Annotated in this window: 20 protein-coding genes; 15 read left to right on the top strand and 5 right to left on the bottom strand. The window is 67.9% G+C overall.

Going from position 1 to position 24,088, the window contains the following annotated elements:
* The first annotated feature begins 120 nt into the window (after window positions 1-120).
* The gene (gene glgX, locus E2L08_RS12010) at window positions 121-2,124 is read left to right on the top strand and encodes a glycogen debranching protein GlgX (RefSeq protein WP_133397334.1); all 2,004 of its coding nucleotides are present in this window, start codon (window positions 121-123) and stop codon (window positions 2,122-2,124) included.
* 54 nt (window positions 2,125-2,178) lie between these two features.
* Here glgX and E2L08_RS12005 read toward each other — a convergent pair whose 3' ends face one another.
* The 4 genes from E2L08_RS12005 to choX form a co-directional block, all read right to left on the bottom strand.
* Complete coding sequence (locus tag E2L08_RS12005) at window positions 2,179-3,072, bottom strand: TIM barrel protein (RefSeq protein WP_133397333.1); 894 nt, start codon at window positions 3,070-3,072, stop codon at window positions 2,179-2,181.
* Between the two features lie 141 nt (window positions 3,073-3,213).
* Window positions 3,214-4,263, bottom strand: coding sequence for a choline ABC transporter ATP-binding protein (gene choV, locus E2L08_RS12000; RefSeq protein WP_133397332.1), 1,050 nt, complete (start codon window positions 4,261-4,263; stop codon window positions 3,214-3,216).
* On the bottom strand, window positions 4,260-5,114 hold the full coding sequence (gene choW, locus E2L08_RS11995; protein WP_133397331.1) for a choline ABC transporter permease subunit: 855 nt from the start codon (window positions 5,112-5,114) through the stop codon (window positions 4,260-4,262). The genes choV and choW overlap by 4 nt, the downstream gene beginning before the upstream one ends.
* Before the next feature lie 156 nt (window positions 5,115-5,270).
* Window positions 5,271-6,197 (bottom strand): choline ABC transporter substrate-binding protein, encoded by a 927-nt coding sequence (gene choX / locus E2L08_RS11990; RefSeq protein ID WP_133397330.1) that lies wholly within the window; start codon window positions 6,195-6,197, stop codon window positions 5,271-5,273.
* 73 nt (window positions 6,198-6,270) lie between these two features.
* Between choX and betI the strand changes: the two genes are divergently transcribed.
* Genes betI through betA form a run of 4 tightly spaced genes read left to right on the top strand, consistent with a single transcriptional unit; the run spans window position 6,271 to window position 11,495 of the window.
* Window positions 6,271-6,873, top strand: coding sequence for a transcriptional regulator BetI (gene betI, locus E2L08_RS11985; protein WP_133397329.1), 603 nt, complete (start codon window positions 6,271-6,273; stop codon window positions 6,871-6,873).
* A complete protein-coding gene (gene betC / locus E2L08_RS11980) occupies window positions 6,870-8,378 on the top strand; it encodes a choline-sulfatase (protein WP_133397328.1) in 1,509 nt (502 codons plus the stop codon). The genes betI and betC overlap by 4 nt, the downstream gene beginning before the upstream one ends.
* A 7-nt stretch (window positions 8,379-8,385) precedes the next feature.
* Window positions 8,386-9,837, top strand: coding sequence for a betaine-aldehyde dehydrogenase (gene betB / locus E2L08_RS11975; RefSeq protein WP_133397327.1), 1,452 nt, complete (start codon window positions 8,386-8,388; stop codon window positions 9,835-9,837).
* Window positions 9,837-11,495, top strand: coding sequence for a choline dehydrogenase (gene betA, locus E2L08_RS11970; protein ID WP_133397326.1), 1,659 nt, complete (start codon window positions 9,837-9,839; stop codon window positions 11,493-11,495). Before betB ends, betA begins: the two co-directional genes overlap by 1 nt.
* A 9-nt stretch (window positions 11,496-11,504) precedes the next feature.
* Here betA and E2L08_RS11965 read toward each other — a convergent pair whose 3' ends face one another.
* A complete protein-coding gene (locus E2L08_RS11965; RefSeq protein ID WP_133397325.1) occupies window positions 11,505-12,917 on the bottom strand; it encodes a mannose-1-phosphate guanylyltransferase/mannose-6-phosphate isomerase in 1,413 nt (470 codons plus the stop codon).
* A 185-nt stretch (window positions 12,918-13,102) separates the two neighbouring features.
* Between E2L08_RS11965 and gmd the strand changes: the two genes are divergently transcribed.
* The 10 genes from gmd (at window position 13,103) to lptB (ending at window position 23,939) form a co-directional block, all read left to right on the top strand.
* Window positions 13,103-14,149 carry a GDP-mannose 4,6-dehydratase gene (gene gmd / locus E2L08_RS11960; protein ID WP_240758219.1) on the top strand — a complete coding sequence of 349 codons (1,047 nt, stop codon included), beginning with the start codon at window positions 13,103-13,105 and terminating at the stop codon, window positions 14,147-14,149.
* Complete coding sequence (fcl, locus tag E2L08_RS11955) at window positions 14,142-15,086, top strand: GDP-L-fucose synthase (protein WP_276321530.1); 945 nt, start codon at window positions 14,142-14,144, stop codon at window positions 15,084-15,086. The genes gmd and fcl overlap by 8 nt, the downstream gene beginning before the upstream one ends.
* Window positions 15,087-15,105: 19 nt before the next feature.
* Window positions 15,106-15,663: a class I SAM-dependent methyltransferase gene (locus tag E2L08_RS11950; protein WP_133397323.1), complete on the top strand. Its 558-nt coding sequence runs from the start codon at window positions 15,106-15,108 to the stop codon at window positions 15,661-15,663.
* A gap of 120 nt (window positions 15,664-15,783) precedes the next feature.
* Window positions 15,784-16,848: a fasciclin domain-containing protein gene (locus E2L08_RS11945; protein WP_168771135.1), complete on the top strand. Its 1,065-nt coding sequence runs from the start codon at window positions 15,784-15,786 to the stop codon at window positions 16,846-16,848.
* A complete protein-coding gene (locus E2L08_RS11940; RefSeq protein ID WP_133397321.1) occupies window positions 16,838-18,202 on the top strand; it encodes an efflux RND transporter periplasmic adaptor subunit in 1,365 nt (454 codons plus the stop codon). The genes E2L08_RS11945 and E2L08_RS11940 overlap by 11 nt, the downstream gene beginning before the upstream one ends.
* A 3-nt stretch (window positions 18,203-18,205) precedes the next feature.
* The gene (locus E2L08_RS11935; protein ID WP_133397320.1) at window positions 18,206-21,361 is read left to right on the top strand and encodes an efflux RND transporter permease subunit; all 3,156 of its coding nucleotides are present in this window, start codon (window positions 18,206-18,208) and stop codon (window positions 21,359-21,361) included.
* A 56-nt stretch (window positions 21,362-21,417) separates the two neighbouring features.
* Window positions 21,418-22,029: a ribonuclease D gene (locus tag E2L08_RS11930; protein ID WP_133397319.1), complete on the top strand. Its 612-nt coding sequence runs from the start codon at window positions 21,418-21,420 to the stop codon at window positions 22,027-22,029.
* A 61-nt stretch (window positions 22,030-22,090) separates the two neighbouring features.
* On the top strand, window positions 22,091-22,696 hold the full coding sequence (gene lptC, locus E2L08_RS11925) for an LPS export ABC transporter periplasmic protein LptC (protein ID WP_133397318.1): 606 nt from the start codon (window positions 22,091-22,093) through the stop codon (window positions 22,694-22,696).
* Window positions 22,697-22,698: 2 nt separating this feature from the next.
* Complete coding sequence (locus E2L08_RS11920) at window positions 22,699-23,187, top strand: LptA/OstA family protein (RefSeq protein WP_133397317.1); 489 nt, start codon at window positions 22,699-22,701, stop codon at window positions 23,185-23,187.
* Window positions 23,187-23,939 (top strand): LPS export ABC transporter ATP-binding protein, encoded by a 753-nt coding sequence (gene lptB, locus E2L08_RS11915; protein WP_133397316.1) that lies wholly within the window; start codon window positions 23,187-23,189, stop codon window positions 23,937-23,939. Before E2L08_RS11920 ends, lptB begins: the two co-directional genes overlap by 1 nt.
* Window positions 23,940-24,088: the final 149 nt, after the last annotated feature.

Below are 24,088 nucleotides of genomic sequence, written 5' to 3'. Positions count from 1 at the left end.
GAGCGCCCCGGCCCGCCGGTCGCGGGAGGCGCGCGCGGAACAACCCGGCGCGCCCCGCGTTTCGCGCGTGGCCCGCTGTGTATGGTGCGCGGTGGGCGATTTCCCTGGAGAGAGCCCGGAATGACCGAACGCCGCTTCGACGCGAGCCTTGCCCGCCCCGACCGGCTGGGTGCCGAACCCGATGCCGGTGGCACCAATTTCGCCCTGTTTTCCGATCACGCCGAAAAGGTCGAGCTGTGCCTGTTCGACGCCGACGGCGCCGAGACGCGCATGGCCTTGCCCGACATGGAGGGCGGCGTGTGGTTCGGCTACGTGCCGGGCATCGAGGCCGGGCAACGCTATGGCTACCGTGTCCACGGCCCCTACGCGCCCGAGGCCGGCCATCGGTTCAACCCCAACAAGCTGCTCATCGACCCCTATGCGCGCCAGCTCGACGGGGACGTGGCCTGGACCGATGCGCTTTTGGGCTACAAGCCCGGCGAGGGCGACCTGAGCTTCGACGACCGCGACACCGCGCAGCATGTGCCCAAGGGCATCGTGACCGACCCGACCTATGACTGGGATGCCGACCGCGCGCTTTCGACCCCCTGGGCCGAGACCGTCATCTACGAGGCCCATCCCCGCGGCCTGACCATGAAGCATCCCGGCGTCGTCAAGGCAGATCGCGGCACGTTCCGCGCGCTGGCCTCCGACCCGGTGATCGAGCATCTGCTCAAGCTCGGCGTGACCGCGATCGAGCTTTTGCCCGTCCATGCCTATCTTCAGGATGGGCACCTTCTCGAGAAGGGACTGTCGAATTACTGGGGCTACAACACGCTCAACTTCTTTGCCCCCGAAAAACGCTATCTCGCCACCGGCGAGCTCAAGGAGATGCAGGACGCGGTCCGGCGGTTCCACAAGGCCGGGATCGAGGTCATCCTCGACGTGGTCTACAACCACACCTGCGAAGGCTCCGAGCTGGGACCGACGCTCAGCTTTCGCGGCATCGACAATCTCAGCTACTACCTGAACGCGCCCGACGATCCGCGCCATTGCTACGACGTGACCGGCACGGGCAACACGCTCGATGTCGGGCATCCGATGGTGCTGCGGATGGTGCTGGATTCGCTGCGTCACTGGGTCGAGGTCGTGCGGGTCGACGGGTTCCGGTTCGACCTCGCATCGACGCTGGCGCGCGAGGGTGACGGGTTCGAGCGCGAGGGCACCTTCTTCGGCGCGATCCGGCAGGACCCGGTCCTGCGCTCGGTCAAGCTGATCGCCGAGCCCTGGGATGTCGGCGAAGGCGGCTACCAGGTGGGCGGCTTTCCCTGGCCCTTCCGCGAGTGGAACGACAAGTTCCGCGACGACGTGCGCAGCTTCTGGCGGCGCGACGAGGGCACCAAGGGCGCGCTGGCCGAGCGGCTTTCGGGCAGCCCTGTGCAGTTCGACCATTCCAACCGTCCGGCCACGTCCTCGGTCAATTTTATCTCGGCGCATGACGGGTTCACCCTGTGGGATACGGTCAGCTACGACGACAAGCACAACGAGGCGAACGGAGAGGACGGGCGCGACGGCCACGACAACAATCTCAGCGACAACATGGGGGTCGAGGGCGAGACCGACGACGAGAACGTCATCGCCGCGCGCAAGCGGCGCGCCCGCGCCATGCTCGCCACGCTGATCCTGAGCCGGGGCGTGCCGATGATCCTGGCCGGGGACGAGAACGGCAACAGCCAGGGCGGCAACAACAACGTCTATTGCCAGGACAACGAGATCGGCTGGACCGATTGGGAGACCGGGCGCGAGGACCTGGCCGAGACCGTCGCCACCCTGACGCGTTTGCGCCGCGACCACCCCGCCTTTCGCCCGACGCGCTTTGCCAGCGCCCCGGCGGTGAGCTGGCTGCGTTCGGACGGCACGGCGATGTCGGACGAGAACTGGGCCGACGAGGCGGCCGTCTTTGCCATGCGGCTCGAGCAGGAGGGCGAAGTCGCGCTGATCGTCATCAATGGCGGCGACGACGACAAGATGACCCTGCCCGAGGGCGAGTGGTCGGTGATCTTTTCGACCGAGGACGGCACCGCCACGATCGAGAACGGTGTCCTGTCGATCGGATGGCAGAGCGTCGCGGTCCTGACCTGCTGAGGCCACGAAAAAGGGGCCCCGCGGGGCCCCTTGACGTACGGTATCGTTGCGCGCTCAGGCGGCGCTGCGTTCGTTGCCCGACAGGGCCTCGAGCGTGCGCAGCGCGAGCGCCTGGTCCTTGGCGGGATCGTTGCGTTCGGGATTGCAGCCCGCCGCCACCACCACCCAGCCGTCGAAACCCGAGGCCGTGAGAAGGTTCATGCAGGTCCGGAAATCCACCGATCCGTCGCGGTCGCCGGGAACGGTGAAGACGCCCTTGCGGATGGCGCCCAGATACGAGGTGTCGTCCATCCGCGCGCGGGTCAGTTCGCGCACCCGGATGTTCGAGAAATGGACATGCGCCACGCGCGGCAGGTGCCGGGTCAGCACCTGCGCCGGATCGCCGCCGCCGAAATAGACATGGCCGCTGTCGAAGCACAGCTTGAGGTTCGGGCCGGTCTCGAGCATCAGGCGGTCGATCTCGTCGGGGGTCTGGACCACGGTGCCCATATGCGGCTGGTAGGCCAGCGTCAGGCCCTGGTCGGCCAGCGCGGTCGCGAGCTGCTCGAGCTTCAGCCCGAACGAGGAGAAATCCTCGGGGGCGAGCGTCGGGCGGGCCGAGATCGGCTTGGCGTCGTCGGAGGCGATTTCGTTCGAGGCCTCGTAGGCGACGAGCACCTTGGCATCCATCGCCTTGAGAAGGTCGATGACCGGCTTGAGCGCGGTCAGTTCGTCATCCGCGCTGCGCTCCAGCAGGCGAAGGCCCGAGGGCGCGGTGGCCAGGTCGAGCTTGTGCGCGCCGAGCTTTTCCTTGAGCGCGTCGGGGTCGTCGGGGAAGCTTGCGCCCTTCTCGATGCCGGCGAAACCGATCTCGGCGGCTTCGGTCAGGATACGGTCGAGATCGGCGGTGCCGAGGGTTGGGTCGTCGTCGTTGCTCCATGCGATCGGGTGGGTGCCGTAACGAATCATGCGGTCTCCTTCTGGGGGCTGCGTCGGTTGCGGATTGCGGCGCCGCGTCAAGCGCGGGCGGGCGCGTCCTGCGCGCCTGTCCCCGTCATATAGGACCGATTGCCCGGATTTCCCACCCGTGAACGGCCGGGCGCGGCCCGATCACCCGTTTTCGCGGCGTCCGCCCGGATCGGCCAGCCCCGCCAGCAGTGCGTCCTTGTCCAGCAATCCCAGCAAACGGTCGCCCTCGACGACGCCCATCGGCGCGTCGGTGCCGATCAGCCGCTCCATATGGTCGCGGACCAGGCTGTCGGCGTCGATCAGCGCCTCGGGCCGTTCGGCCCCGTTTGCCGGGCGCATCAGGTCGCGCGCCCGCAGCACGCCCAGCGGGTTCATGTGCTGTACGAACTCGGCCACGTAGTCGTTGCGCGGATCGCGAAAGATGTCCTGCGGGGTGCCGGTCTGGATGATGCGCCCGCCCTCCATGATCGAGATGCGGTTGCCGAGCTTGAACGCCTCGTCGAGATCGTGGCTGACGAAGATCAGCGTGCGCTTGAGCGTCTGCTGAAGCTCGAGCAACTCGTCCTGCAGCTTGGTGCGGATCAGCGGGTCGAGGGCCGAGAACGGCTCGTCCATGAGCAGGATCGGCGCGTCGGTGGCAAAAGCGCGCGCCAGGCCCACGCGCTGCTGCATCCCGCCCGACAGTTCGGCCACGCGGCGGTCGGCCCATTCCGACAGGCCCACCATGGAAAGCTGCGTCTCGACCTGCTCGGCCATCTTGCGCTTGGGCCAGCCGGCCAGTTCGAGCCCGAGCCCGACATTCTCGCGCACCGTGCGCCAGGGCAGCAGGCCGAATTGCTGGAATACCATGGCGACATGCTGCGTGCGGAGGCGGCGCAGGGTCTTGGGATCGGCATGGGTCACGTCGACCATGCCCTCGCCGTCATTCACCTCGACCCGGCCGCGCGCGACGGGGTTCAGCCCGTTCACCGCCCGCAGGAGGGTGGATTTGCCCGAGCCAGACAGCCCCATGAGCACGACGATCTCGCCCGAGGCCACGTCGAGCGAGCAATCGTGCACGCCCAGCACCTGCCCGGTGCGCGACTGGATCTCGCCCCGGTCGAGCCCCTCGTCCATGAGCGGAAGCGCCTCGTCGGGATGATCGCCGAAGACGATCGAGACATTGTCGATGCGGACCGCGGGATCGCTCATTTCCGGGCTCCCACGTTCAGCATCCGGTCGAGCACGATGGCCACGACCACGATGACGAAGCCGCTTTCGAACCCGAGCGAGGTGTTCACCTGGTTCAGCGCGCGCACCACCGGCACGCCCAGCCCGTCGGCACCCACCAGCGCCGCGATGACGACCATCGACAGCGACAGCATGATGGTCTGGTTCAGCCCCGCCATGATCTGCGGAAAGGCCGAAGGGAGCTCGACCTTCCACAGGACCTGCCGGTTTGTGGCGCCGAAGGCCCGCGCGGCCTCGAGCAGCGACTCGGGGGTGGACGACACGCCCAGCCATGTCAGCCGGATCGGGGCGGGCAGCACGAAGATCACGGTGGCCAGCAGTCCCGGCACCATGCCGATGCCGAAGAACACGATGGCCGGGATCAGGTAGACGAAGGTCGGCAAGGTCTGCATCAGGTCCAGCACCGGCCTGAGCCACGCATAGAGCCGCGGGCGATGCGCCGCGGCGATGCCGATGGGCACGCCGATGGCCATGCAGACCACGCAGGCCGACAGCACCAGCGTCAGGCTTTCGGTGGTTTCCTCCCAGTAATCCTGGTTGAGGATGAACAGGAAGCCGAGCCCCACGAAGAGGCAGGTCTTCCAGTTCCGTTGCAGCGCCCAGGTCATCGCGATGAAGACCGCGATCACGAGAAAGGGCCACCATCCCTGCGACCCGGACGGCCCCTGGAGGACAAGGAGGATGACGTCGATCATCACCTCCATCCCGTCCGAAATCGCGTCGAGCACGAGGCTCAGGTTATCGGTGATCCAGTCGAAGACGACTTCCGCCGCGTCGCCAACGGGAATCTTGTGATCGGTCAGCCATGTCACGGGGCGAATGGTCCTGTCTCGGGGCGCGGGAAAGGTTCGGCGCGGCGCCTGGGCGTGTATGGCCCATGCCGGGCCATGCGCCGGCCCGGACGAAAGGGCCGGGTCCGCGATGTGGATGGCACGGCGGCGGTCGCACCCCCGCCGTGCCGGTTCGGATCAGAGGCCAAGCGCATCCTTGACGGCCGGCAGGCCCGGCTCGCCGTCGAGCGTGGTCACGCCCTCGAGCCACGGATCGACCGTGCCGGGGTTGGCCTGGAGCCATTCCAGCGCCGCCTCGTCGGGGTCCATCCCGTCATCGAGGATCTTGCCCATGATCTCGTTCTCCATCGGCAGCGTGAACTTCATCTGCTTGAGAAGCTCGCCGACATTCGGGCATTCCTCGACGAAGCCCTTGCGGGTCACGGTATGCACCTGCCCCTGCCCGCCAAAGAAATCCTGCCCGCCCTCGAGATAGCGCAGGTCGAAATTGGCGTTCATCGGGTGCGGCTCCCAGCCGAGGAACACGATGTCCTCCTCGTCGTCGACCGCGCGGCGCACCTGCGCCAGCATCCCCTGCTCCGAGCTTTCGCGAACCTCGAACTCGCCGAGGCCATGGGCGTTCTGCTCGGTCAGCCCGACGATATAGGCGTTCGCCTCGTTGCCCGGCTCGATGCCATAGATCGTCTGGTCGAGCTCGTCTGCGAACTCGGCGAGGTCGTCGTAGCTTTGCAGGCCCTTCTCGTAGGTATAGGTCGGCACGGCGAGGTTGTATTTCGTGCCGTCGAGATTGACCGCGACCTGCTCGATCTCGCCCGAATCGAGATAGGGCTGGATCGCCTGGGTTTGCGACGGCAGCCAATTGCCGAGGAACACGTCGATATCGTCGTTTCCGAGCGAGGCAAAGGTCACGGGCACCGACAGGACCTTGACCTCGACATCGTAGCCCAGACCCTCGAGGACATGCTTGGCCACGGCGGTCGTGGTGGTGATATCGGTCCATCCCACGTCCGAAAAGCTGACCTCGCTGCATTCGGGGTTGGCCGCCGCATGGGCGGCCCCGGCGGCAAGCAGCGCGAGGATCGAGACGGAAAGGACTGGCTTCATGGTGTAGCTCCCTGGGTGAGTCAGCGTGTTCGCTTGTTGATTGATCGGTCAATTAAATGATACATCGTTCCCGATGGCAACGCTTGTATCCAGATTACCGGGAAAATCACCCGTCGAGACGCGCCGGAAGGCCGAATTGATCGACGCCGCCATCGCCGAGATCGGCGCGGCGGGGTCGCTCGACGTGAGCGTGGGCCGCATCGCCAAGCGTGCCGGGATGTCGGCCGCGCTCGCGTTCCACTATTTCGGCGGAAAGGACGCGCTCTTGCTCGAGGCGCTGCGCCATGTGCTGGGCCAGTACGGCGCATCGGTGCGCCAGGCCGTGGCCGAAGCGGACGGCCCGCGCGAACGTGCCCGCGCCATCGTCCGGGCCAGCTTCGGCCCGCAGAACTTCGGCGCCGAGACCGTGTCGGCCTGGCTGAACTTCTACGTCTTCGCCTATCGCGCCCCGCAAGCGCGGCGGCTGCTGGCGATCTACCACGCGCGGCTGCGCTCCAACCTGACCCATGCGCTCAGGCCGCTGGTCGGCGCGCGCGCCCCCGCCGCGGCCGAACGGATCGGCGCGATGATCGACGGCTTCTACATCCGCGCGACCTGCACGCCGCGGACCGATTCCGGGCAGTCCGAAGCGCATGTGCTCGCGACGCTCGACGACATGCTGCGAGAGGTTCCATGACCGCCCCCAACATCCTGATCCTGATGGTCGACCAGCTCAACGGGACGCTCTTTCCCGACGGCCCGGCCGAGTTCCTTCACGCGCCGAACCTGCGGCGCCTCGCCGAACGGTCGGTGCGGTTCCGCAACACCTATACCGCCTCGCCGCTCTGCGCGCCGGGGCGCGCGGCCTTCATGTCCGGCCAGCTTCCCTCGCGCACCGGGGTCTATGACAACGCGGCCGAGTTCGCGTCCTCGATCCCGACCTATGCGCATCACCTGCGGCGCGCGGGCTACCAGACGACGCTGTCGGGCAAGATGCATTTCGTCGGGCCCGATCAGCTTCACGGGTTCGAGGAACGGCTGACCACCGATATCTACCCGGCCGATTTCGGCTGGACGCCGGATTACCGCAAGCCCGGCGAGCGGATCGACTGGTGGTATCACAACATGGGCTCCGTCACCGGCGCGGGCGTGGCCGAGATCACCAACCAGATGGAATACGACGACGAGGTCGCCTATCACGCGACCCGCAAGCTCTACGACCTGTCGCGGGGGCTCGATCCGCGGCCGTGGATGATGACCGTGAGCTTCACCCATCCGCATGACCCCTATGTCGCGCGGCGGCGGTTCTGGGATCTCTACGAGGATTGCGATCACCTTGCGCCCCGCGTCGGCGCGATCCCCTATGACGCGCAGGATCCGCATTCCAAGCGGATCTTCGACGCGAACGACTGGCGGTCCTTCGACATCACCGACGACGACATCGCCCGGTCCCGCCGCGCCTATTTCGCCAATATCAGCTATCTCGACGAAAAGATCGGCGAGATCCTCGATACGCTGGAACGCACCCGGCAAGAGGCCATCGTGCTGTTCGTCTCGGATCACGGCGACATGCTGGGCGAGCGCGGGCTGTGGTTCAAGATGAGCTTTTACGAGGGCTCATCGCGCGTGCCGCTGATGGTGTCCGCGCCGGAGCTCGAGCCGGGGCTCGTCACCGATCCGGTCTCGACCATCGACGTCTGTCCGACGCTTTGCGAGCTCGCCGGCATCTCGATGGCCGAAATTGCCCCCTGGACCGAGGGAGAAAGCCTCGTGCCGGTCGCGCGGGGCGCCGCGCGGCGCAACCCCGTGCGTATGGAATACGCCGCCGAGGCGTCGCAGGCGCCGATGGTCTGCCTGCGCGAAGGGCGGTGGAAATTCACGCGATGCGCGCTCGACCCCGATCAGCTTTTCGATCTCGAGGCCGACCCCGACGAGCTGGTGAACCTTGCAGAAGGCGATGACGCCGCCGAGGTGCTGGAGGATTTCCGACGGCGCGCGGCCGGGATCTGGGATCTCGACCGTTTCGACGCCGAGGTGCGCGAAAGCCAGGCGCGGCGCTGGATCGTGCTCGAGGCGTTGCAGCAGGGCGGCCAGTATCCCTGGGATTTCCAGCCGCTGCAAAAGGCGTCCGAGCGGTACATGCGCAACCACATGGACCTGAACGAAGTCGAAGACCGCGCGCGTTTCCCGCGCGGCGAATGAGGACGTAATGATCTGCCAACCGACTGCCAGCCACTTTGTCGACGGGCGCTATCTCGAGGATGAGGCGGGCGACGAGATCGCCGTGATCTATCCCGCGACCGGCACGCCCATCGCGACCGTCCATGCCGCCACCGACGCCGTGATCGACGCCGCGCTCGACGCCGCGACGCGCGCGCAGGCCGAATGGGCGGCTCTGTCGCCGCGCGCGCGGGGCCGCGTCCTGACAGATGCCGCGCGGATCATGCGCGCGCGCAACCGCGAGCTGTCCGAGCTCGAGACCTACGACACCGGCAAGCCGCTGTCGGAAACGCTGGTCGCGGACGCCACGAGCGGGGCGGATGCGCTGGAATATTTCGGTGGGCTCGCCGGGACGCTGACGGGCGAGCATATCCCGCTCGGCGGGGACTGGGCCTACACGATCCGCGAGCCGCTGGGCGTCTGCGCAGGTATCGGCGCATGGAACTACCCCACGCAGATCGCCTGCTGGAAGGCCGCGCCCGCGCTCGCCTGCGGCAACGCGATGGTGTTCAAGCCGTCCGAGACGACGCCCCTGTCCGCGCTCAAGGTGGCCGAGATCCTGCTCGAGGCGGGTGCGCCGGCGGGGCTTTTCAACGTCGTGCAGGGCATGGGCATGGTCGGGGCGCGGCTGGCCACCGATCCGCGCATAGCCAAGGTGTCGCTGACCGGATCGGTGCCCACCGGCAAGCGGGTCTATGCCGCCGCGGCCGCCGAGATGAAGCACGTCACGATGGAGCTTGGCGGCAAGTCGCCGATGCTGGTCTTTGACGATGCCGATATCGACAACGCCGTGGGCGGCGCGATCCTCGGCAATTTCTACTCGTCGGGCCAGGTCTGCTCGAACGGGACCCGCGTTTTCGTGCAGCGCGGCGTGAAGGAGCGCTTTCTCGATCGGTTGGCCGAACGGGTGCGGGGCGCCGTCATGGGCGACCCGATGGACGAGGCGACGACATTCGGCCCCATGGTCAGCGCGACGCAGGCCGACAAGGTGATGGGCTATATCACGCAGGGCCGAGACGAGGGCGCCCGGCTGGTTTGCGGCGGCACCCGGCTCGACCGGCCCGGATACTGGATCGAACCCACGGTCTTTGCCGATGTGACCGACGACATGACCATCGCAAGGGACGAGATCTTTGGCCCGGTCATGGCGGTTCTGGATTTCGACGACGAGGCCGACGCCATCGCGCGCGCCAACGCCACCCCCTTCGGGCTGTCTGCGGGCGTATTTACCCGCGATATCAGCCGCGCGCACCGCGTGATCGGCGCCCTGCGTGCCGGGTCGTGCTTTATCAACAGCTACAACGACGCCCCCGTCGAAGTGCCGTTCGGCGCGGTCAAGATGTCGGGCGTGGGTCGCGAAAACGCCCGCGCCGCCATCGAGCACTACAGCCAGCTCAAATCCGTCTATGTCCGCATGGGCGACGTGGAGGCGCCCTTCTGATGCAGGCCGATTACGTGATCGTCGGCGCGGGCAGCGCCGGATGCGCCATGGCCTATCGCCTGTCCGAGGCCGGCCGCAGCGTGCTGGTCATCGAGACCGGCGGCAGCGACTGGGGGCCGTTCATCCAGATGCCGGGCGCGTTGTCATTCCCGATGAACATGGCGCGCTACGACTGGGGATATCGCTCGGAACCCGAACCCAACCTGGGTGGGCGGCGCCTTGCCCTGCCGCGCGGCCGGGTGCTGGGCGGATCGTCCTCGATCAACGGGATGGTCTTTGTGCGCGGCCATGCCCGCGATTTCGACACCTGGGCCGAGATGGGGGCGGATGGCTGGGCCTATGCCGACGTGCTGCCCTATTACCGCCGGATGGAGTCGTGGCACGATGGCGGCCATGGCGGCGACGCGGCTTGGCGCGGCAGCGACGGCCCGCTCCATGTCTCGCGCGGGACGATGAGAAACCCGCTGGTGCGCGCCTTCGTCGAGGCGGGGCGGCAGGCCGGGTTCGAGACCACCGACGATTACAACGGCGAAAAGCAGGAAGGGTTCGGCCCGTTCGAGATGACGGTCTGGAAAGGCCGCCGCTGGTCGGCGGCCAACGCCTACCTGCGCCCGGCCCTGAAAAGCCAGAAGGTCGACATGATCCGCGCCATGGCCCGGCGTGTCGTGTTCGAGGACGGCCGCGCCATCGGCGTCGAGATCGAGCGCGGCGGCCGTCGCGAGATCGTGCGCGCCCGCGCCGAGGTCATCCTGTCGGCCTCGTCGATCAACTCGCCCAAACTGTTGATGCTGTCGGGGATCGGGCCGGCCGATCACCTGCGCGCGCATGACATCGAGGTGCGCGCCGACCGTCCGGGCGTGGGTGCCAACCTTCAGGACCACCTGGAGCTTTACGTGCAGGCCGCCGCGAGCCAGCCGGTCAGCCTGTTCAAGTACTGGAATCCGTGGGGCAAGGCCTGGGTCGGCGCGCGCTGGTTGCTGACGCGCACCGGGCCGGGGGCCTCGAACCAGTTCGAAAGCTGTGCCTTCGTGCGGTCGCGCGCGGGCGTCGAATATCCCGACATCCAGTTCCACTTCCTGCCCATCGCGGTGCGCTATGACGGGCAGGCCGCGGCCGAGGGGCACGGTTTCCAGGCCCATGTCGGGCCGATGCGATCGAAATCGCGGGGCGAGGTGCGGCTGGCCTCGGGCGATCCGGCCGACGCGCCGCGCGTCGCCTTCAACTACATGTCGCATCCCGAGGATTGGGAGGATTTCCGCACCTGCATCCGGCTCACACGCGAGATCTTCGGACAAGATGCCTTCGCGCCCTTCTACAAGCACGAGATCCAGCCGGGCGCGGATGTGCGCGACGATGCCGCGCTCGACGCCTTCATCGCGCGCCACGCCGAAAGCGCCTATCACCCCTGCGGCACGGCCCGCATGGGGCGGCGCGACGATCCGGGCGCGGTGGTGGATCCCGAATGCCGCGTCATCGGGGTCGAGGGGCTGCGGCTGGCCGACAGTTCGATCTTTCCGCGGATCACGAACGGCAACATCAACGCGCCGTCGATCATGGTGGGCGAAAAGGCGGCCGATCACATCCTCGGTCGCACGCCCCTGCCCCGCGACGACCGCGCGCCCTGGATCGCGCCCGACTGGCGTGAACGCCAGCGGTAAGGGGGGCGCTCAGCTTCGGGCGTAGACGTCTTCGTAACGCACGATATCGTCCTCGCCGAGATAGGCCCCGGTCTGCACCTCGATGAGGATCATCGGCAGCTTGCCGGGGTTCTCCATCCGGTGAGTCGCGCCGAGCGGGATATAGATGCTCTCGTTCTCGGTCACGAGCCGCACCTCGTCGTTCACCGTGACCTTGGCGGTGCCCTCGACGACGATCCAGTGCTCGGAGCGGTGGTGGTGCGATTGCAGCGACAGCGCCGCGCCCGGATGCACGACGATGCGTTTCACCTGGAACCGCGTGCCGGTGGCGAGGCTCTCGAACCAGCCCCAGGGGCGGTGGTCGCGTGGCAGGCTCTCGGCCTGCTTCGCGCCCTTGGCCTTGAGCGCGGCGACGGCCTCTTTCACCTGCTGCGCACAAGAGCTGTCGGCCACGAGAACGGCGTCGGGCGTGGCGATGGCGATGACGTTGCGCAAGCCGATCCCCACCAGCTCGATCCCCGGATCTTCGGACCTGAGCAGCGTGTCGCGGCACTCGATGGCGGTCGTCTCGCCCGAGCTTGCCACGCCGTCGGCATCGGGCCCGGTCTCGCGCCAGACCGCGTCCCAGCCGCCCAGATCGGACCAGCCGCCGGCAAAGGGCACGACCGACAGCGCATCGGATTTCTCCATCACGGCATAGTCGATCGACACGTCAGGCAACCCGTCCCACGCCGCCGGATCGAGCCGCAAGAAGCCCAGGTCCGGCCGCGCCCGCTCGACCGCCTCGGCCGCCCCCGGCACGAGCTCGGGCGCGTGGGTGCGAAAGGCATCGAGGATCGCCCGCACCGAGAACAGGAACACGCCGGCGTTCCACAGGAACCGCCCCTCGGCCAGCATCGCCTCGGCCGTGGCGCGGTCGGGCTTTTCCACGAACCGCCTGAGCGGCGCGGCCTCGCCGTTCGGCGCCGCGTCGAGCTCGAGATAGCCATAGCCGGTTTCGGGCCGGTCGGGCGAGATGCCAAAGGTCACGATGCGCCCCGCCCGCGCGGCCGCCATCCCCGCCTCGACCGCCGCGCGGAACGCGCCGGCATCGGGGATGACATGGTCCGAGGGGGCGACAAGCATCATCGCCTCGGGGTCGGATCGTTCGAGCCAAAGCGCCGCGGCCAGCACCGCGGGCGCGGTATTGCGCCCCGACGGCTCGATCAGCACGGCGCCGGGGTCGATCCCGGCCGCGGCAAGCTGTTCGGTCACGATGAACCGGAAATCGGCATTCGTCAGGATCACCGGAGGCGCAAAGGACGGCCCCGACAGGCGCCGCGCCGAAGCCTGGAACAGCGTCTCGTCCCCCACCAGCGGCACGAACTGCTTGGGATAGCTCTTGCGGGACAGCGGCCAAAGGCGCGTTCCCGAACCGCCGCATAACAGGATGGGATGAATCATCGGCGACTCCTCGCTCATGGGATCAGCCTGCGCGAAAAGAGGCCATGAAAACAAGTGTGCCGGTGCAAATATGTCGATCCCGCGGCGGCCGGGGTCGGGCCCGTCTTGCGACGGGCGTCGTTTCTCGCCAAAGGGACGCATCCGTTCGAACAGACGATCGACAGGCCATTTCGGGAGGTCATTCAGTGAAAACCGCGCTCATTACCGGGATCACCGGTCAGGACGGGGCCTATCTGGCCGAGTTCCTTCTTGGCAAGGGATACGCGGTTCACGGGGTCAAGCGGCGCACGTCGCTGTTCAACACCGCGCGGATCGACCATCTGCTCGAAGGTGCGCCGGGCCAAGAGGACAGGTTCGTGCTGCATCATGGCGACATGACCGACAGCTCGTCGTTGACCCATATCCTCCAGACCACGCGCCCCGACGAGGTATATAACCTCGCCGCGCAAAGCCATGTCGCCGTGTCCTTCGAGGAACCGGAATACACCGCCAATTCCGACGCGATGGGGGCACTGCGCCTGCTCGAGGCGATCCGTTTCCTCGGGCTGGACAAGACCCGTTTCTACCAGGCATCGACATCGGAGCTTTACGGGCTTGTGCAGGAAACGCCGCAGCGCGAGACGACGCCGTTCTATCCCCGTTCGCCCTATGCCGTGGCCAAGCTCTATGCCTACTGGATCACGGTGAACTACCGCGAGGCCTACGGGATCTATGCCTGCAACGGCATCCTCTTCAACCACGAGAGCCCGCTGAGGGGCGAGACCTTCGTGACGCGCAAGATCACCCGCGCGCTGGCCCGCATCAAGCTGGGCACACAGGATGAACTGAAACTCGGCAATCTCGACGCCAAGCGCGACTGGGGCCATGCCCGCGACTATGTCGAGATGATGTGGCTCATGCTGCAACAGGATACCCCCGAGGATTTCGTGATCGCCACGGGGCAGCAGTATTCGGTCCGCGATTTCGTCAAGGCCGCGGCCGCCGAACTCGATATCGACATCACCTTCGAGGGCGAGGGGCTCGACGAGGTCGGGCGCGACCGAGACGGGCGTGTGATCGTATCGGTCGATCCGCGCTATTTCCGCCCCGCCGAGGTCGAGACGCTGCTGGGCGATGCGACCAAGGCCCGTGAAAAGCTGGGCTGGACGCCGCGCACGAGCTTTGCCGAGCTGGTCGCCGAAATGACCCGATCCGATCTTGCCGAGGCCCGGCGGGACAACAGCCGTGGCTGAGTTCGACCTGACCGGCAAGCGTGTTTTCGTCGCGGGCCATCGCGGGATGGTCGGGTCGGCGATCTGTCGCAGGCTCGCATCGGAAAGCTGCGAGGTCATCACCGCAACGCGGGCCGAGCTGGACCTGAAACGGCAGGCCGATGTCGAGGCGTGGTTCGACCGGACCCGCCCCGACGCGGTGTTCCTTGCGGCGGCCAAGGTCGGCGGCATTCTCGCCAACGACACCGCGCCGGCCGATTTCCTCTATGACAACCTCATGATCGAGGCGAACGTCATCCACGCCGCCCATGCCGCCGGCGTGTCCAAGCTGATTTTCCTGGGCTCGTCCTGCATCTATCCCCGCGACGCCGCGCAGCCGATGGCCGAGGATGCGCTGCTGACCGGGCCGCTCGAGCCGACGAACGAATGGTATGCCATCGCCAAGATCGCGGGCATCAAGCTCTGCCAGGCCTATCGCAAGCAGCATGGCGCAGATTTCATCTCGGCCATGCCAACCAACCTGTATGGCCCCGGCGACAATTACAACCTCGCCACCAGCCACGTTCTGCCGGCGCTCATGCGCAAGTTCGTCGAAGCCCGTGAGACGGGCGCGGACGAGGTGATGATGTGGGGCAGCGGCACGCCGCTGCGCGAATTCATGCATGCCGACGACCTAGCCGATGCGCTCGTGTTCCTCATGAGGCGCTATTCGGATGCGCCGCATGTGAATGTCGGCACCGGCGAAGAGATCTCGATCGGCGATCTCGCGAGAGAGATCGCCGCCGTCGTGGGGTATGCCGGCCGGATCGTCCACGACACAGACAAGCCCGACGGAACGCCCCGCAAGCTGATGGACAGCACACGCCTGCGCGCGATGGGCTGGACCCCCTCCATCGGTCTTGCCGAGGGCCTGCGCCGGACCCTGCGCGATTACGACGCGGCCCGCAGCGCCGCCTGAGCCGAAGGACCCTTTTGCGATGACCGATTATACCAAGATCCACCTGGGATGCGGCAAAAAGCACATTCCCGGCTGGTTTCACGTCGATGCCCTGCCGCTCGATCACGTCGATCATGTAGGCCGGGTCGAGGATCTGTCGTTCATCCCCGACGAAAGCACTGACCTGATCTATGCCTGCCACGTGCTCGAGCATTTCGGCCGCAAGACCTACATGGATGCGCTGCGCGAATGGCACCGGGTGCTGGCGCCGGGCGGGGTGCTCAGGCTGGCGGTGCCCGATTTCGCGGCGGCCGCCCGGCTTTACCTGTCGGGCACGCTCGCGCGCGGGATCGAGGACGTGCGCGGCCTCGTCACCGGCGGGCAAAGGGACGAGTACGATTTCCACGGCATGATCTTCGACCGGGACTCGCTGGATGCCGACCTGCGCGCCGTGGGCTTCGCGGAAACGCGGCTCTGGGATTGGCGCGAGACCGAACATAGCGACATGGACGACTATTCGCAGGCCTACATGCCCCACATGGACAAGGAAAACGGCACGCTCGTCTCGCTGAACATCGAGGCCATCAAGCCGCGCTGACCCCTCCGCGGGGCCGCCATGTCTTTGCCGCCGCCGAACGCGGCCTATGTCGCAAGCCGGGCCGGGGGCATGGGGCGAACCGGCGGCAGGTTGCGGTGATGGATGCGTTTCGTCCCAGTCTTGGCCTTAGCGGTTTTCGGTCCGGTTTCAGCCCTCGCGCAGGATTTCGGCGGCGACGCCATCGAGGGCGGCGTGACGCGGGCGTTGCAGGAGGATGGCCGCTTCGACCGGTTCATGCAGATCGTGACCGCCGCCGAACTCGGCCGCACGGTCGAGCTAGGGCGCACCATATTCGCGCCGGTCGACGGGGCCTTTGACAGGTTGCCCGCAGACCTGGCCGGGATTGCCGACCGCGACCTGCTGGGGCGCATCGTGCGGCTGCACCTGGTGAACGAGGGGCCGTTCCGCTCGACCGGGTTGCCGCAATCTGCGCCCAGCGATCTCGGGGTCGACCTGTCCTTTGGCGTCGGAACGGTCGCGGTCACGGGGGGCGGCACCTCGGCCTCGATCGTGGATGCGGACCTGGCCGCCGGGCTGGCGACGGTCCATGCCATCGACGACGTGCTGCTGACCGGCGAGATGCAGGACCGGATCGCGGCGCTTTCACAGCCGGCGCCCGAGCCGCGGGCCGATACCGAAGCTGCGGGCCCCGTCCCTGCGCCCGCCGATCCGACCGAACCGGATGCGATGGACGATCCCGCCGGGATCGCGGACGACACGGCAAATCCCATCGCGCGGAGCGAGGCGCAGACCGAGGCGCCGAGCCTCGCCGAGGATATCGCGGCCAGCGACAGCGGCCCGACCGAGGGCATTCTGCCCGATACCGCCCCGGACGACGCGCCGCCGCCCGCGCCCGCGACCGGCGATCCGGTGGGCGACATTCCCATCGGCGGAGACGGGCTTCCCGGCCGGGTCATCGCGCTTCCCGGCCCGGACGACACCGCCCCCCCGCGCGAGGCGATGCGCAGCGTGCTGTCGCTGTTCGGGCGCCCCGTGCTGGACACCGATGGCGCCCGGCTGGGCGAGATCAGCGATGTCGAGGTCGATATCGAGGCGCAGGAGACGGTCGTCGTCATCGCCATGCCGGGCGGCGCGTTGCGGCGCGAGCGGCTTGCCGCGCTGACGCTCGACACCCAAGCCGGCGCGCTGCGCCTGACCGAGGAGGACGCCGCGAATGGCCGATGAGAACGGCGACCGCCCCGAGGACCGCCCCGAGAACCGCGACGACGACACCCCGACGCCCGACGAGGCGCGGTATCAGCCCGAGAACGACGATGACGACGGCAAGGGCGGTCACTCGACCTTCTGGCTGTTCCTGATCGCCGGGGTGGTGATCCTGCTGCTGGGCGGCGGGATATACTGGTGGCTGTCGACCTCGGGCGAGACATCGTCGACCGAGCCGCCCCCGCCACCGCTGGTGCAGGCAGGGCAGGCCGAACCCGCCGCGCGGGTGTCGATCCGGCAGACCGCATTCATCCAGCCCCTCGCCGAGGTCGCCGTCACCGCGCAGGTGCAGGCCCGCGTGGCCGAGGTGGCCGACGGGTTTCGCCGCGGCGCACGGGTCGAGCGGGGCGAGCTTTTGGTGCGGCTCGAGACCGACAGACTCGAGGCGGCGGTCGACCGGGCCGAGGCATCGGTGCAGCAGGCCGAGGCGGCGCTGGCCGCCGCGCGGGTCGAACGCGACCGGCAGGCCGAGCTGGAAGAGGACGATTTCACCTCCGAGGCCGAGCTTCAGCAGGCCATCGTCGAGGTCGCGACCCAGCAGGCTAACCTGTCCACCGCGCGCGCCAACCTCTCGACCGCGCGCGCCGACCTCTCCGATGCCGAGTTGCGCGCGCCGTTCGATGCGGTGGTCGTGGCCGCCGATGCCGATATCGGCGCCTTCGCCTCGCCGGGGCAGGAACTGGGCCGGCTGGTCGCCTCGGCCGCGGTCGAGGCCGAGCTAGGGCTGACCCCCGCCGATCTCGCGCTTCTGGGCGGGGCCGAGATGGCCGTGGGCGGGCGCGTGCTGGTGCGGGGCACCGGGCAGGCCGCCGTGGCCGAACGGGGCCGCAGCCTTGGCCCGGTTGCGGCCTATGGCGTGGTCGACACCATCGGCGCCGAGGTGCAGGACGGCACGCGTACCATCCCGCTGATCGTGCGCATCCCGCGCCCCTTCGATCCCGAACGCTCCGAAGGGCGGCCACTGCGGATCGGCGAACTGGTCGAGCTGGACCTGCCGATCTCGTTGGTCAACCGTCGGGCGGTCTCGATCCCGGCCGTCGCCCTGAAAAGCGGCGACATGGTGTGGGAGGTTCGCGACGGCGCGCTTGTCCGCCACGAGGTGACGGTCCTGTCGCGCCGCGACGAGATCGCGGTGATCGAGGCCGACGGATTGGCGCCCGGCACGGTGCTGATGACCAGCGACCTGCCCGCCGCCGCCGACGGGGTCGAGGTGCGCCTGCCCGACGAAAGCGGCGATGGCGGTTCGGGCTCCGGCAACGGCGATGGCGGCCCGAACGATGACGGCGGCGACACCGCCGCCGCGTCGGAGGGCTGAGCCATGCGCGGATTGATCCGGTGGTTCCTCGACAACCCGGTCGCGACGAACCTGCTTTTGATGGCGATCGTCGCGGCGGGCATCGCCTCGGCCCTGTCCACCACGATCCGCACGTTCCCCGAGATCGCGACCCGCGCCGTGACGGTGACGGTCGCCTATCCGGGTGCCACGCCGACCGAGATCTCGGACGCCATCCTCGTGCCTATCGAGGAACGTCTGCAGGGCCTCGAAGGGGTGCGCAAGCTGACCGGCACCGCGCAGCCCAATCTCGGCACGGTCACGGCCGAGCTGACCAGCGGCGCGAACATGTCGACCGTCAAGGACGATATCGAGACCGAGGTCGGCCGCATCTCGACCTTTCCCACCGAGGCCGAACAGCCCCGCATTTCCGAGGTCGATCCCACCGAGCTTGCCGTGCAGTTCGCCATCTGGGGCGACGTTCCGCAGACCACGCTCAAGGCGCTGGCCGAACGGGCCCGCGACGACCTGACCGCCCTGCCCGAGATCAGCCAGGTCTCGATCAGCGGCGTGCCGGTGGACCTGATCGAGGTGACGGTCGACCGCGACACGCTGCGCGCCTACGGCATGGGGCTGACGGACCTCGGGCAGCGTCTGGCCTCGGAGACGCTGTCGCTCTCGGCGGGCACCATCGACACCGGCGACAGCGACATACAGGTCCGCACCGTCGGCGAGGCCGAAAGCCCCGATACCCTGCGCGACAAGATCCTGTTCACCTCGGACGCGGGCGGCACAGTTAAATTGGGCGAGATCGCGCGCATCCGCGACATCCTCGCCGACACGAACGTGAGCGCGACGATCTCGGGCAAGAGCGCGGTGTTCGTATCCGTGAACCGCGCGGGCAGCGAACAGGTGCTGACCGTGGCGGACGCGGCGACCCGGTACCTCGACCAGGAGCTGATGCCCAACCTGCCCCCGGCCGTCGAGGCCGCCGTCTGGCGCGACGAGGCCGACAGCCTGCGCGGACGCATCAACCTGCTGGCCAAGAACGGCGCCATCGGGGCCGCGCTGATCGTGCTGATCCTGATGATGTTCCTCGATCTGCGGGTTGCCGGATGGGTCGCGGCGGGCGTCGTCATCAGCTTTATCGGGGCCTTCATCCCGATGGCGATCTTCGGGTCGACCATCAACCAGCTTTCGCTGTTCGGCTTCATCCTGGCGCTGGGTATCGTGGTCGACGACGCCATCGTCGTGGGCGAAGAGACCTATGGCGAGCTCGAGGGCGACGGCGACCCCGAAGGCGCGTCGCGCCGCGCGATCATGCGGGTCTGGCGCCCGATCGTGTTCTCGGTGACGACGACGATCCTTGCCTTCACGCCGCTGCTGTTCCTGCCCGGCTCGTCGGGCTCGTTCATCAGCCCCGTGGCCGCGGTCGTGATCTTCATCCTGTTCATGTCGCTGATCGAGTGCTTTTTCATCCTGCCCCGGCACCTGCAGACCGTGAGGATGCGCGAGCCGCGCAAATACTCGCCCCGGCGCCTGACCGAGGCGATGCGCCGCTGGGTGGATCGCGGATTTCGCAAGTTCCGCGAGGGGCCCTTGCGGCGGCTCGTGCGCGGGTCGGTGAACCATCCCGTCTTTACCGTGGTCGTGTGCGTCGCGCTGGGCGTGGCCACGGCGGGGCTTTTGGCGGGCGGGGTCGTCCGGGTCGTGTTCTTTCCCGCCATCGAGGGCAATTTCGTGACTGCCGAGCTCAACCTGCCCGACGGCACCTCGGCGACGGAAACGTTGCTGCGTGCGCAGGAGTTCATCGACGCGGCGAGCGCCGCGGCCGAACAGGTGGCGTCGGCCGAGCTATTGCAGAACACCTCGGTCTCGATCGGCTTTGCCTCGGCCGGCGGCGGCGGTGGCGGGGGGACCAGCGTCAATCCCGGCTCGACCGCCCGCATCGAGGCCAAGCTGGCCGACGCATCGTCGCGCGACGTCTCGTCAGAGGCGTTCAAGAACGCCTGGCGCGAGGCCGTGGGCGAGGTTCCGGGCGCGCGCGAGGTGATCTTTTCCTCGTCGATCCTGGGGGTCGGCGCGCCGGTGGTCATTCAGGTCGCGGCCGAAACCGAAGAGGTGCGCGACGCCGCCACCGCCCGCCTGCGCGAGGCGCTGGCCGCCCGCTCGGGGGTATTCGACATCCGCGACGACCGCGTGTCCGCCGCGCAGGAGATCGCCATCAGCCTCAAGCCCGCCGCGCGCGTCTATGACGTCTCGCTCGAGGGGTTGGCCAACGAGATCCGCGCGGCCTTCTACGGGTTCACCGTGGACCAGTTCGCCCGCAACCAGGAAGAGGTCGATATCCGCCTCCGCCTCGTCGACGACCAGCGCGATTCGGTGGCGGATCTGCTCGCACTCCAGATCCCGACGGGCCCAGAGGCCGAGACGCCGGGGCTCGTGCCGATCTCGATCCTGGCCGACCTGTCCTTTCGGCCCGCGCCGACCTCGATCACGCGGCTGAACGGGCAGAGCATCACCACCTTGCAGGCCGACGTGGACAACGCGGTCACGACCGGCGGCGCCGAGACGTCCTATCTCATGTCCGAGATCGTGCCGGGGTTGGAGGACGACTACCCCGACCTGCGCGTGACGACCGGCGGCGAACAGGAAGAGGCAGGGCGCTTCGGCTCGGCGTTGGCGCTCAATTTCGGCCTGACCCTGCTGGCGATCTACGGCACGCTCGCGCTGGCCTTCGGTTCCTATGCGCGCCCCTTCATCGTGCTGGGCGTGATCCCCTTCGGGTTCTTCGGCGCCGTGATCGGCCATGCCGCGCTGGGGCTGAACGTCACGCTGCTGTCGATGTTCGGCATCATCGGGCTGTCGGGGGTGATCGTGAACGCGGCGCTTCTGATCGTCGATTTCATCCAGTCGAACGAGGCCGAGGGGATGGACCCGTTCGATGCCATCGTCGAGGCCACGCTCAGCCGGTTCCGCCCGGTGATCCTGACCACGCTCACCACGTTCTTCGGGATCGCGCCGCTGATCCTCGAGCCGTCGGTGCAGGCGCAATTCCTGATCCCGACCGCCGTTGCGCTAGGGTTCGGCGTGCTGTTCGCGTCCCTTATCCAGATGGTAATCGTTCCGGCCTATGCCTCGCTCTATGCCATGGGGCGACGCCGGATCCAGGGGCGCGCGCAGCAGCCCGCCCGAGCGTGATGGACGCGCGCACGCCCCTGTCGTAGGAACGCGGGCCGAGCCGAAAGGATGATGCGATGACCAACCACCTGCACCAGCGCGACCTGCCAGACGGGCTCGACCTCGGCCCGGCGGTCGCCATTGATTGCGAAACGATGGGGCTGAACCTGCATCGCGACCGGCTCTGCGTCGTGCAGCTGTCGGCGGGCGACGGGGACGCGCATCTGGTGCAGATCGCACCGGGCCAGACCGAGGCGCCGAACCTCGTTCGCCTGATCGGGGATCGCGACGTGCTCAAGCTGTTCCATTTCGGGCGGTTCGACATCGCGGCGCTGCAAAACGCCTTTGGCGCGCTGGCCGCGCCCGTCTATTGCACCAAGATCGCGTCCAAGCTGTGCCGGACCTATACCGACCGCCACGGGCTGAAATACCTGCTTCAGGAATTGCTCGACGTCGATATCTCGAAACTCCAGCAACAAAGCGACTGGGGCGCCGAAACGCTGACCCGCGCGCAGATCGACTATGCCGCGTCGGACGTGCTGTATCTGCACCGCCTGCGCGACGAGCTCGATCGCCGCCTCGCGCGCGAGGGACGCGGTGCGCTGGCGCAGGCCTGTTTCGATTTCCTGCCGCAGCGGGCTCTTCTGGATCTCGAGGGCTGGCCCGAGGTCGATATCTTCGCGCATTGATCGCGTTCACATCACGCGCGTACGGCCCTACAGGACGGGCAGGCACCGCGCCGGAGCGACCATGGCCGTCTTCGACAATCGACATTCCCGATGGGTGCGGCGGCTCAAGATCGCCCTGCCGCTGGCCGCGCTGGTCATTCTGTCGCTTCTCTTCCTCGTCGCCGACCGGCGGGGCAGTTCGACCCGCCTGCCCTACACACAGGTCGAGATCGACCGCATCGCGGCCGAGAACCGCGTCGGCAACCCGTCCTATGCTGCGATGACCGGCGATGGCGACTCCATCGTGATCTTTGCCGATACCGTTCGCCGCGACGGTGAGGCCGGCATGGTCGCCGACGACCTGAGCGGCGCGCTGGCGGCCGCCAATGGCGACCGCTTCGGGCTGAGTGCGGCGACCGGGCGGCTCGAGGAGGGCACCGAGACGATGCACCTCACGGGCGACGTCCGGCTGAGCGCGCCGACCGGATACCGGGTGCGGAGCGACGCGCTCGACCTCGACATCGCCACCGGAACGCTAGTTTCCCCCGGAGCCGTCGCCGCGACCGGCCCGCCCGGAACGCTCGATGCGGGCGGCCTGCGGCTGGAGCGGGTCGGGGACGATCATCTTCTGACCTTCACCGGCGGCGTGAAACTGGTTTACGATCCGACGGCCACAGGAACCGACTGACCATGCGCCTTGCTCTTTTCGCCACGCTCGCCACGCTCGCCGCCGCCCCTGCCCTGTCGCAAGACGCGCAGGTCGATTTCGGGGGGCTGCGGCAGGATACCTCCCTGCCTGTCGAGGTGGCCGCGGACAAGCTGCAGGTGAACCAGGCGGACGGGACCGCGACATTCTCGGGCAACGTGCTGGTGACGCAGGGCGAGATGCGGCTCGAAGCGGCCGAGATCCTCGTCAACTATGCCCAGGGTGGCGAGGCCGGGCGCATCAGGTCGCTCGAGGCGACGGGCGGCGTGACGCTGGTCAACGGCGCCGAGGCGGCCGAGTCGCAATCGGCCACCTACGATATCGACGCGGGAACGGTCGAGATGACGGGCGATGTCGTCCTGACACAAGGGCCGGCGGCCCTCTCGGGCGATGCGTTGAGCATCGACCTTGCCACGGGTACCGGGACCATGCAGGGCCGGGTCCGCACGGTATTCCAGCCGTCCGGGCAGTAATGGCGCAATCCACCCCCCGGTCGCCCGACGATGGCCTCGTCGTCGAGAACCTGCGCAAGAGCTATCGCAAGCGCCCCGTGATCCGCGATGTCAGTCTCGACCTGCATCGCGGCGAGGTCGTGGCGCTTCTGGGTCCGAACGGATCGGGCAAGACGACGTGTTTCTACGCCATCGCGGGGCTCGTCATTCCCGAGGCGGGGCGCGTCTCGATCGACGGGCGCGAGGTCACGACCCTGCCGATGTATCGCCGCGCGCGGCTGGGGATCGGCTATCTCCCGCAGGAGGTGTCGATCTTTCGCGGCCTCACCGTCGAAGAGAACATCCTCGCCATTCTCGAACTGGGGCCGGGCGACCGCCGGGCGCGCCATGACCGGCTCGAGACGCTGCTCGACGAGTTCTCCATCGGCCATCTGCGGCACACCCCCGCACCCGCGCTGTCGGGGGGCGAACGGCGCCGGGTCGAGATCGCGCGCTGCCTCGCCGCCGATCCGCGCTACCTGCTGCTCGACGAGCCCTTTGCCGGGGTCGATCCCATCGCCGTGGGCGACATCCGCGAACTGGTGCTGAGCCTGACCCGGCGGGGCATCGGCGTGCTGATCACCGATCACAACGTGCGCGAGACCCTGTCCATCGTCGACCGCGCCTTCATCCTGCATGACGGAACCGTGATGATGAGCGGGACCAGCCACGAAATCGTCGCCGACGAGAACGTGCAACGCGTCTATCTCGGCCGCGGCTTCCGGCTGGAGTGACCGCACCGGGTGGCCATTTGAGTTGACACCGGCCCCCCGTTCGGCCCCAATCGGCTGGGGGAGGTTCCCCCCGGCACCTCGCGCGAGCGGTTAAAAACCGTTCACGAACATGGCGTTGACGCCGGAACGCAAGTTTGCGCGGGGTGTTG

Origin of the sequence: Palleronia sediminis, assembly GCF_004358695.1 — a bacterium.
Taxonomy (GTDB): domain Bacteria; phylum Pseudomonadota; class Alphaproteobacteria; order Rhodobacterales; family Rhodobacteraceae; genus Palleronia; species Palleronia sediminis.
This window is presented reverse-complemented; position numbering and strand designations above follow the sequence as displayed.

Coding starts and splice junctions, on each gene's coding strand:
- glgX (WP_133397334.1), top strand. CDS start 121: ATGACCGAACGCCGCTTCGACGCGAGCCTTGCCCGCCCCGACCGGCTG.
- E2L08_RS12005 (WP_133397333.1), bottom strand. CDS start 3,072: ATGATTCGTTACGGCACCCACCCGATCGCATGGAGCAACGACGACGAC.
- choV (WP_133397332.1), bottom strand. CDS start 4,263: ATGAGCGATCCCGCGGTCCGCATCGACAATGTCTCGATCGTCTTCGGC.
- choX (WP_133397330.1), bottom strand. CDS start 6,197: ATGAAGCCAGTCCTTTCCGTCTCGATCCTCGCGCTGCTTGCCGCCGGG.
- betI (WP_133397329.1), top strand. CDS start 6,271: ATGGCAACGCTTGTATCCAGATTACCGGGAAAATCACCCGTCGAGACG.
- betC (WP_133397328.1), top strand. CDS start 6,870: ATGACCGCCCCCAACATCCTGATCCTGATGGTCGACCAGCTCAACGGG.
- betB (WP_133397327.1), top strand. CDS start 8,386: ATGATCTGCCAACCGACTGCCAGCCACTTTGTCGACGGGCGCTATCTC.
- betA (WP_133397326.1), top strand. CDS start 9,837: ATGCAGGCCGATTACGTGATCGTCGGCGCGGGCAGCGCCGGATGCGCC.
- E2L08_RS11965 (WP_133397325.1), bottom strand. CDS start 12,917: ATGATTCATCCCATCCTGTTATGCGGCGGTTCGGGAACGCGCCTTTGG.
- E2L08_RS11950 (WP_133397323.1), top strand. CDS start 15,106: ATGACCGATTATACCAAGATCCACCTGGGATGCGGCAAAAAGCACATT.
- E2L08_RS11940 (WP_133397321.1), top strand. CDS start 16,838: ATGGCCGATGAGAACGGCGACCGCCCCGAGGACCGCCCCGAGAACCGC.
- E2L08_RS11935 (WP_133397320.1), top strand. CDS start 18,206: ATGCGCGGATTGATCCGGTGGTTCCTCGACAACCCGGTCGCGACGAAC.
- E2L08_RS11930 (WP_133397319.1), top strand. CDS start 21,418: ATGACCAACCACCTGCACCAGCGCGACCTGCCAGACGGGCTCGACCTC.
- lptC (WP_133397318.1), top strand. CDS start 22,091: ATGGCCGTCTTCGACAATCGACATTCCCGATGGGTGCGGCGGCTCAAG.
- E2L08_RS11920 (WP_133397317.1), top strand. CDS start 22,699: ATGCGCCTTGCTCTTTTCGCCACGCTCGCCACGCTCGCCGCCGCCCCT.
- lptB (WP_133397316.1), top strand. CDS start 23,187: ATGGCGCAATCCACCCCCCGGTCGCCCGACGATGGCCTCGTCGTCGAG.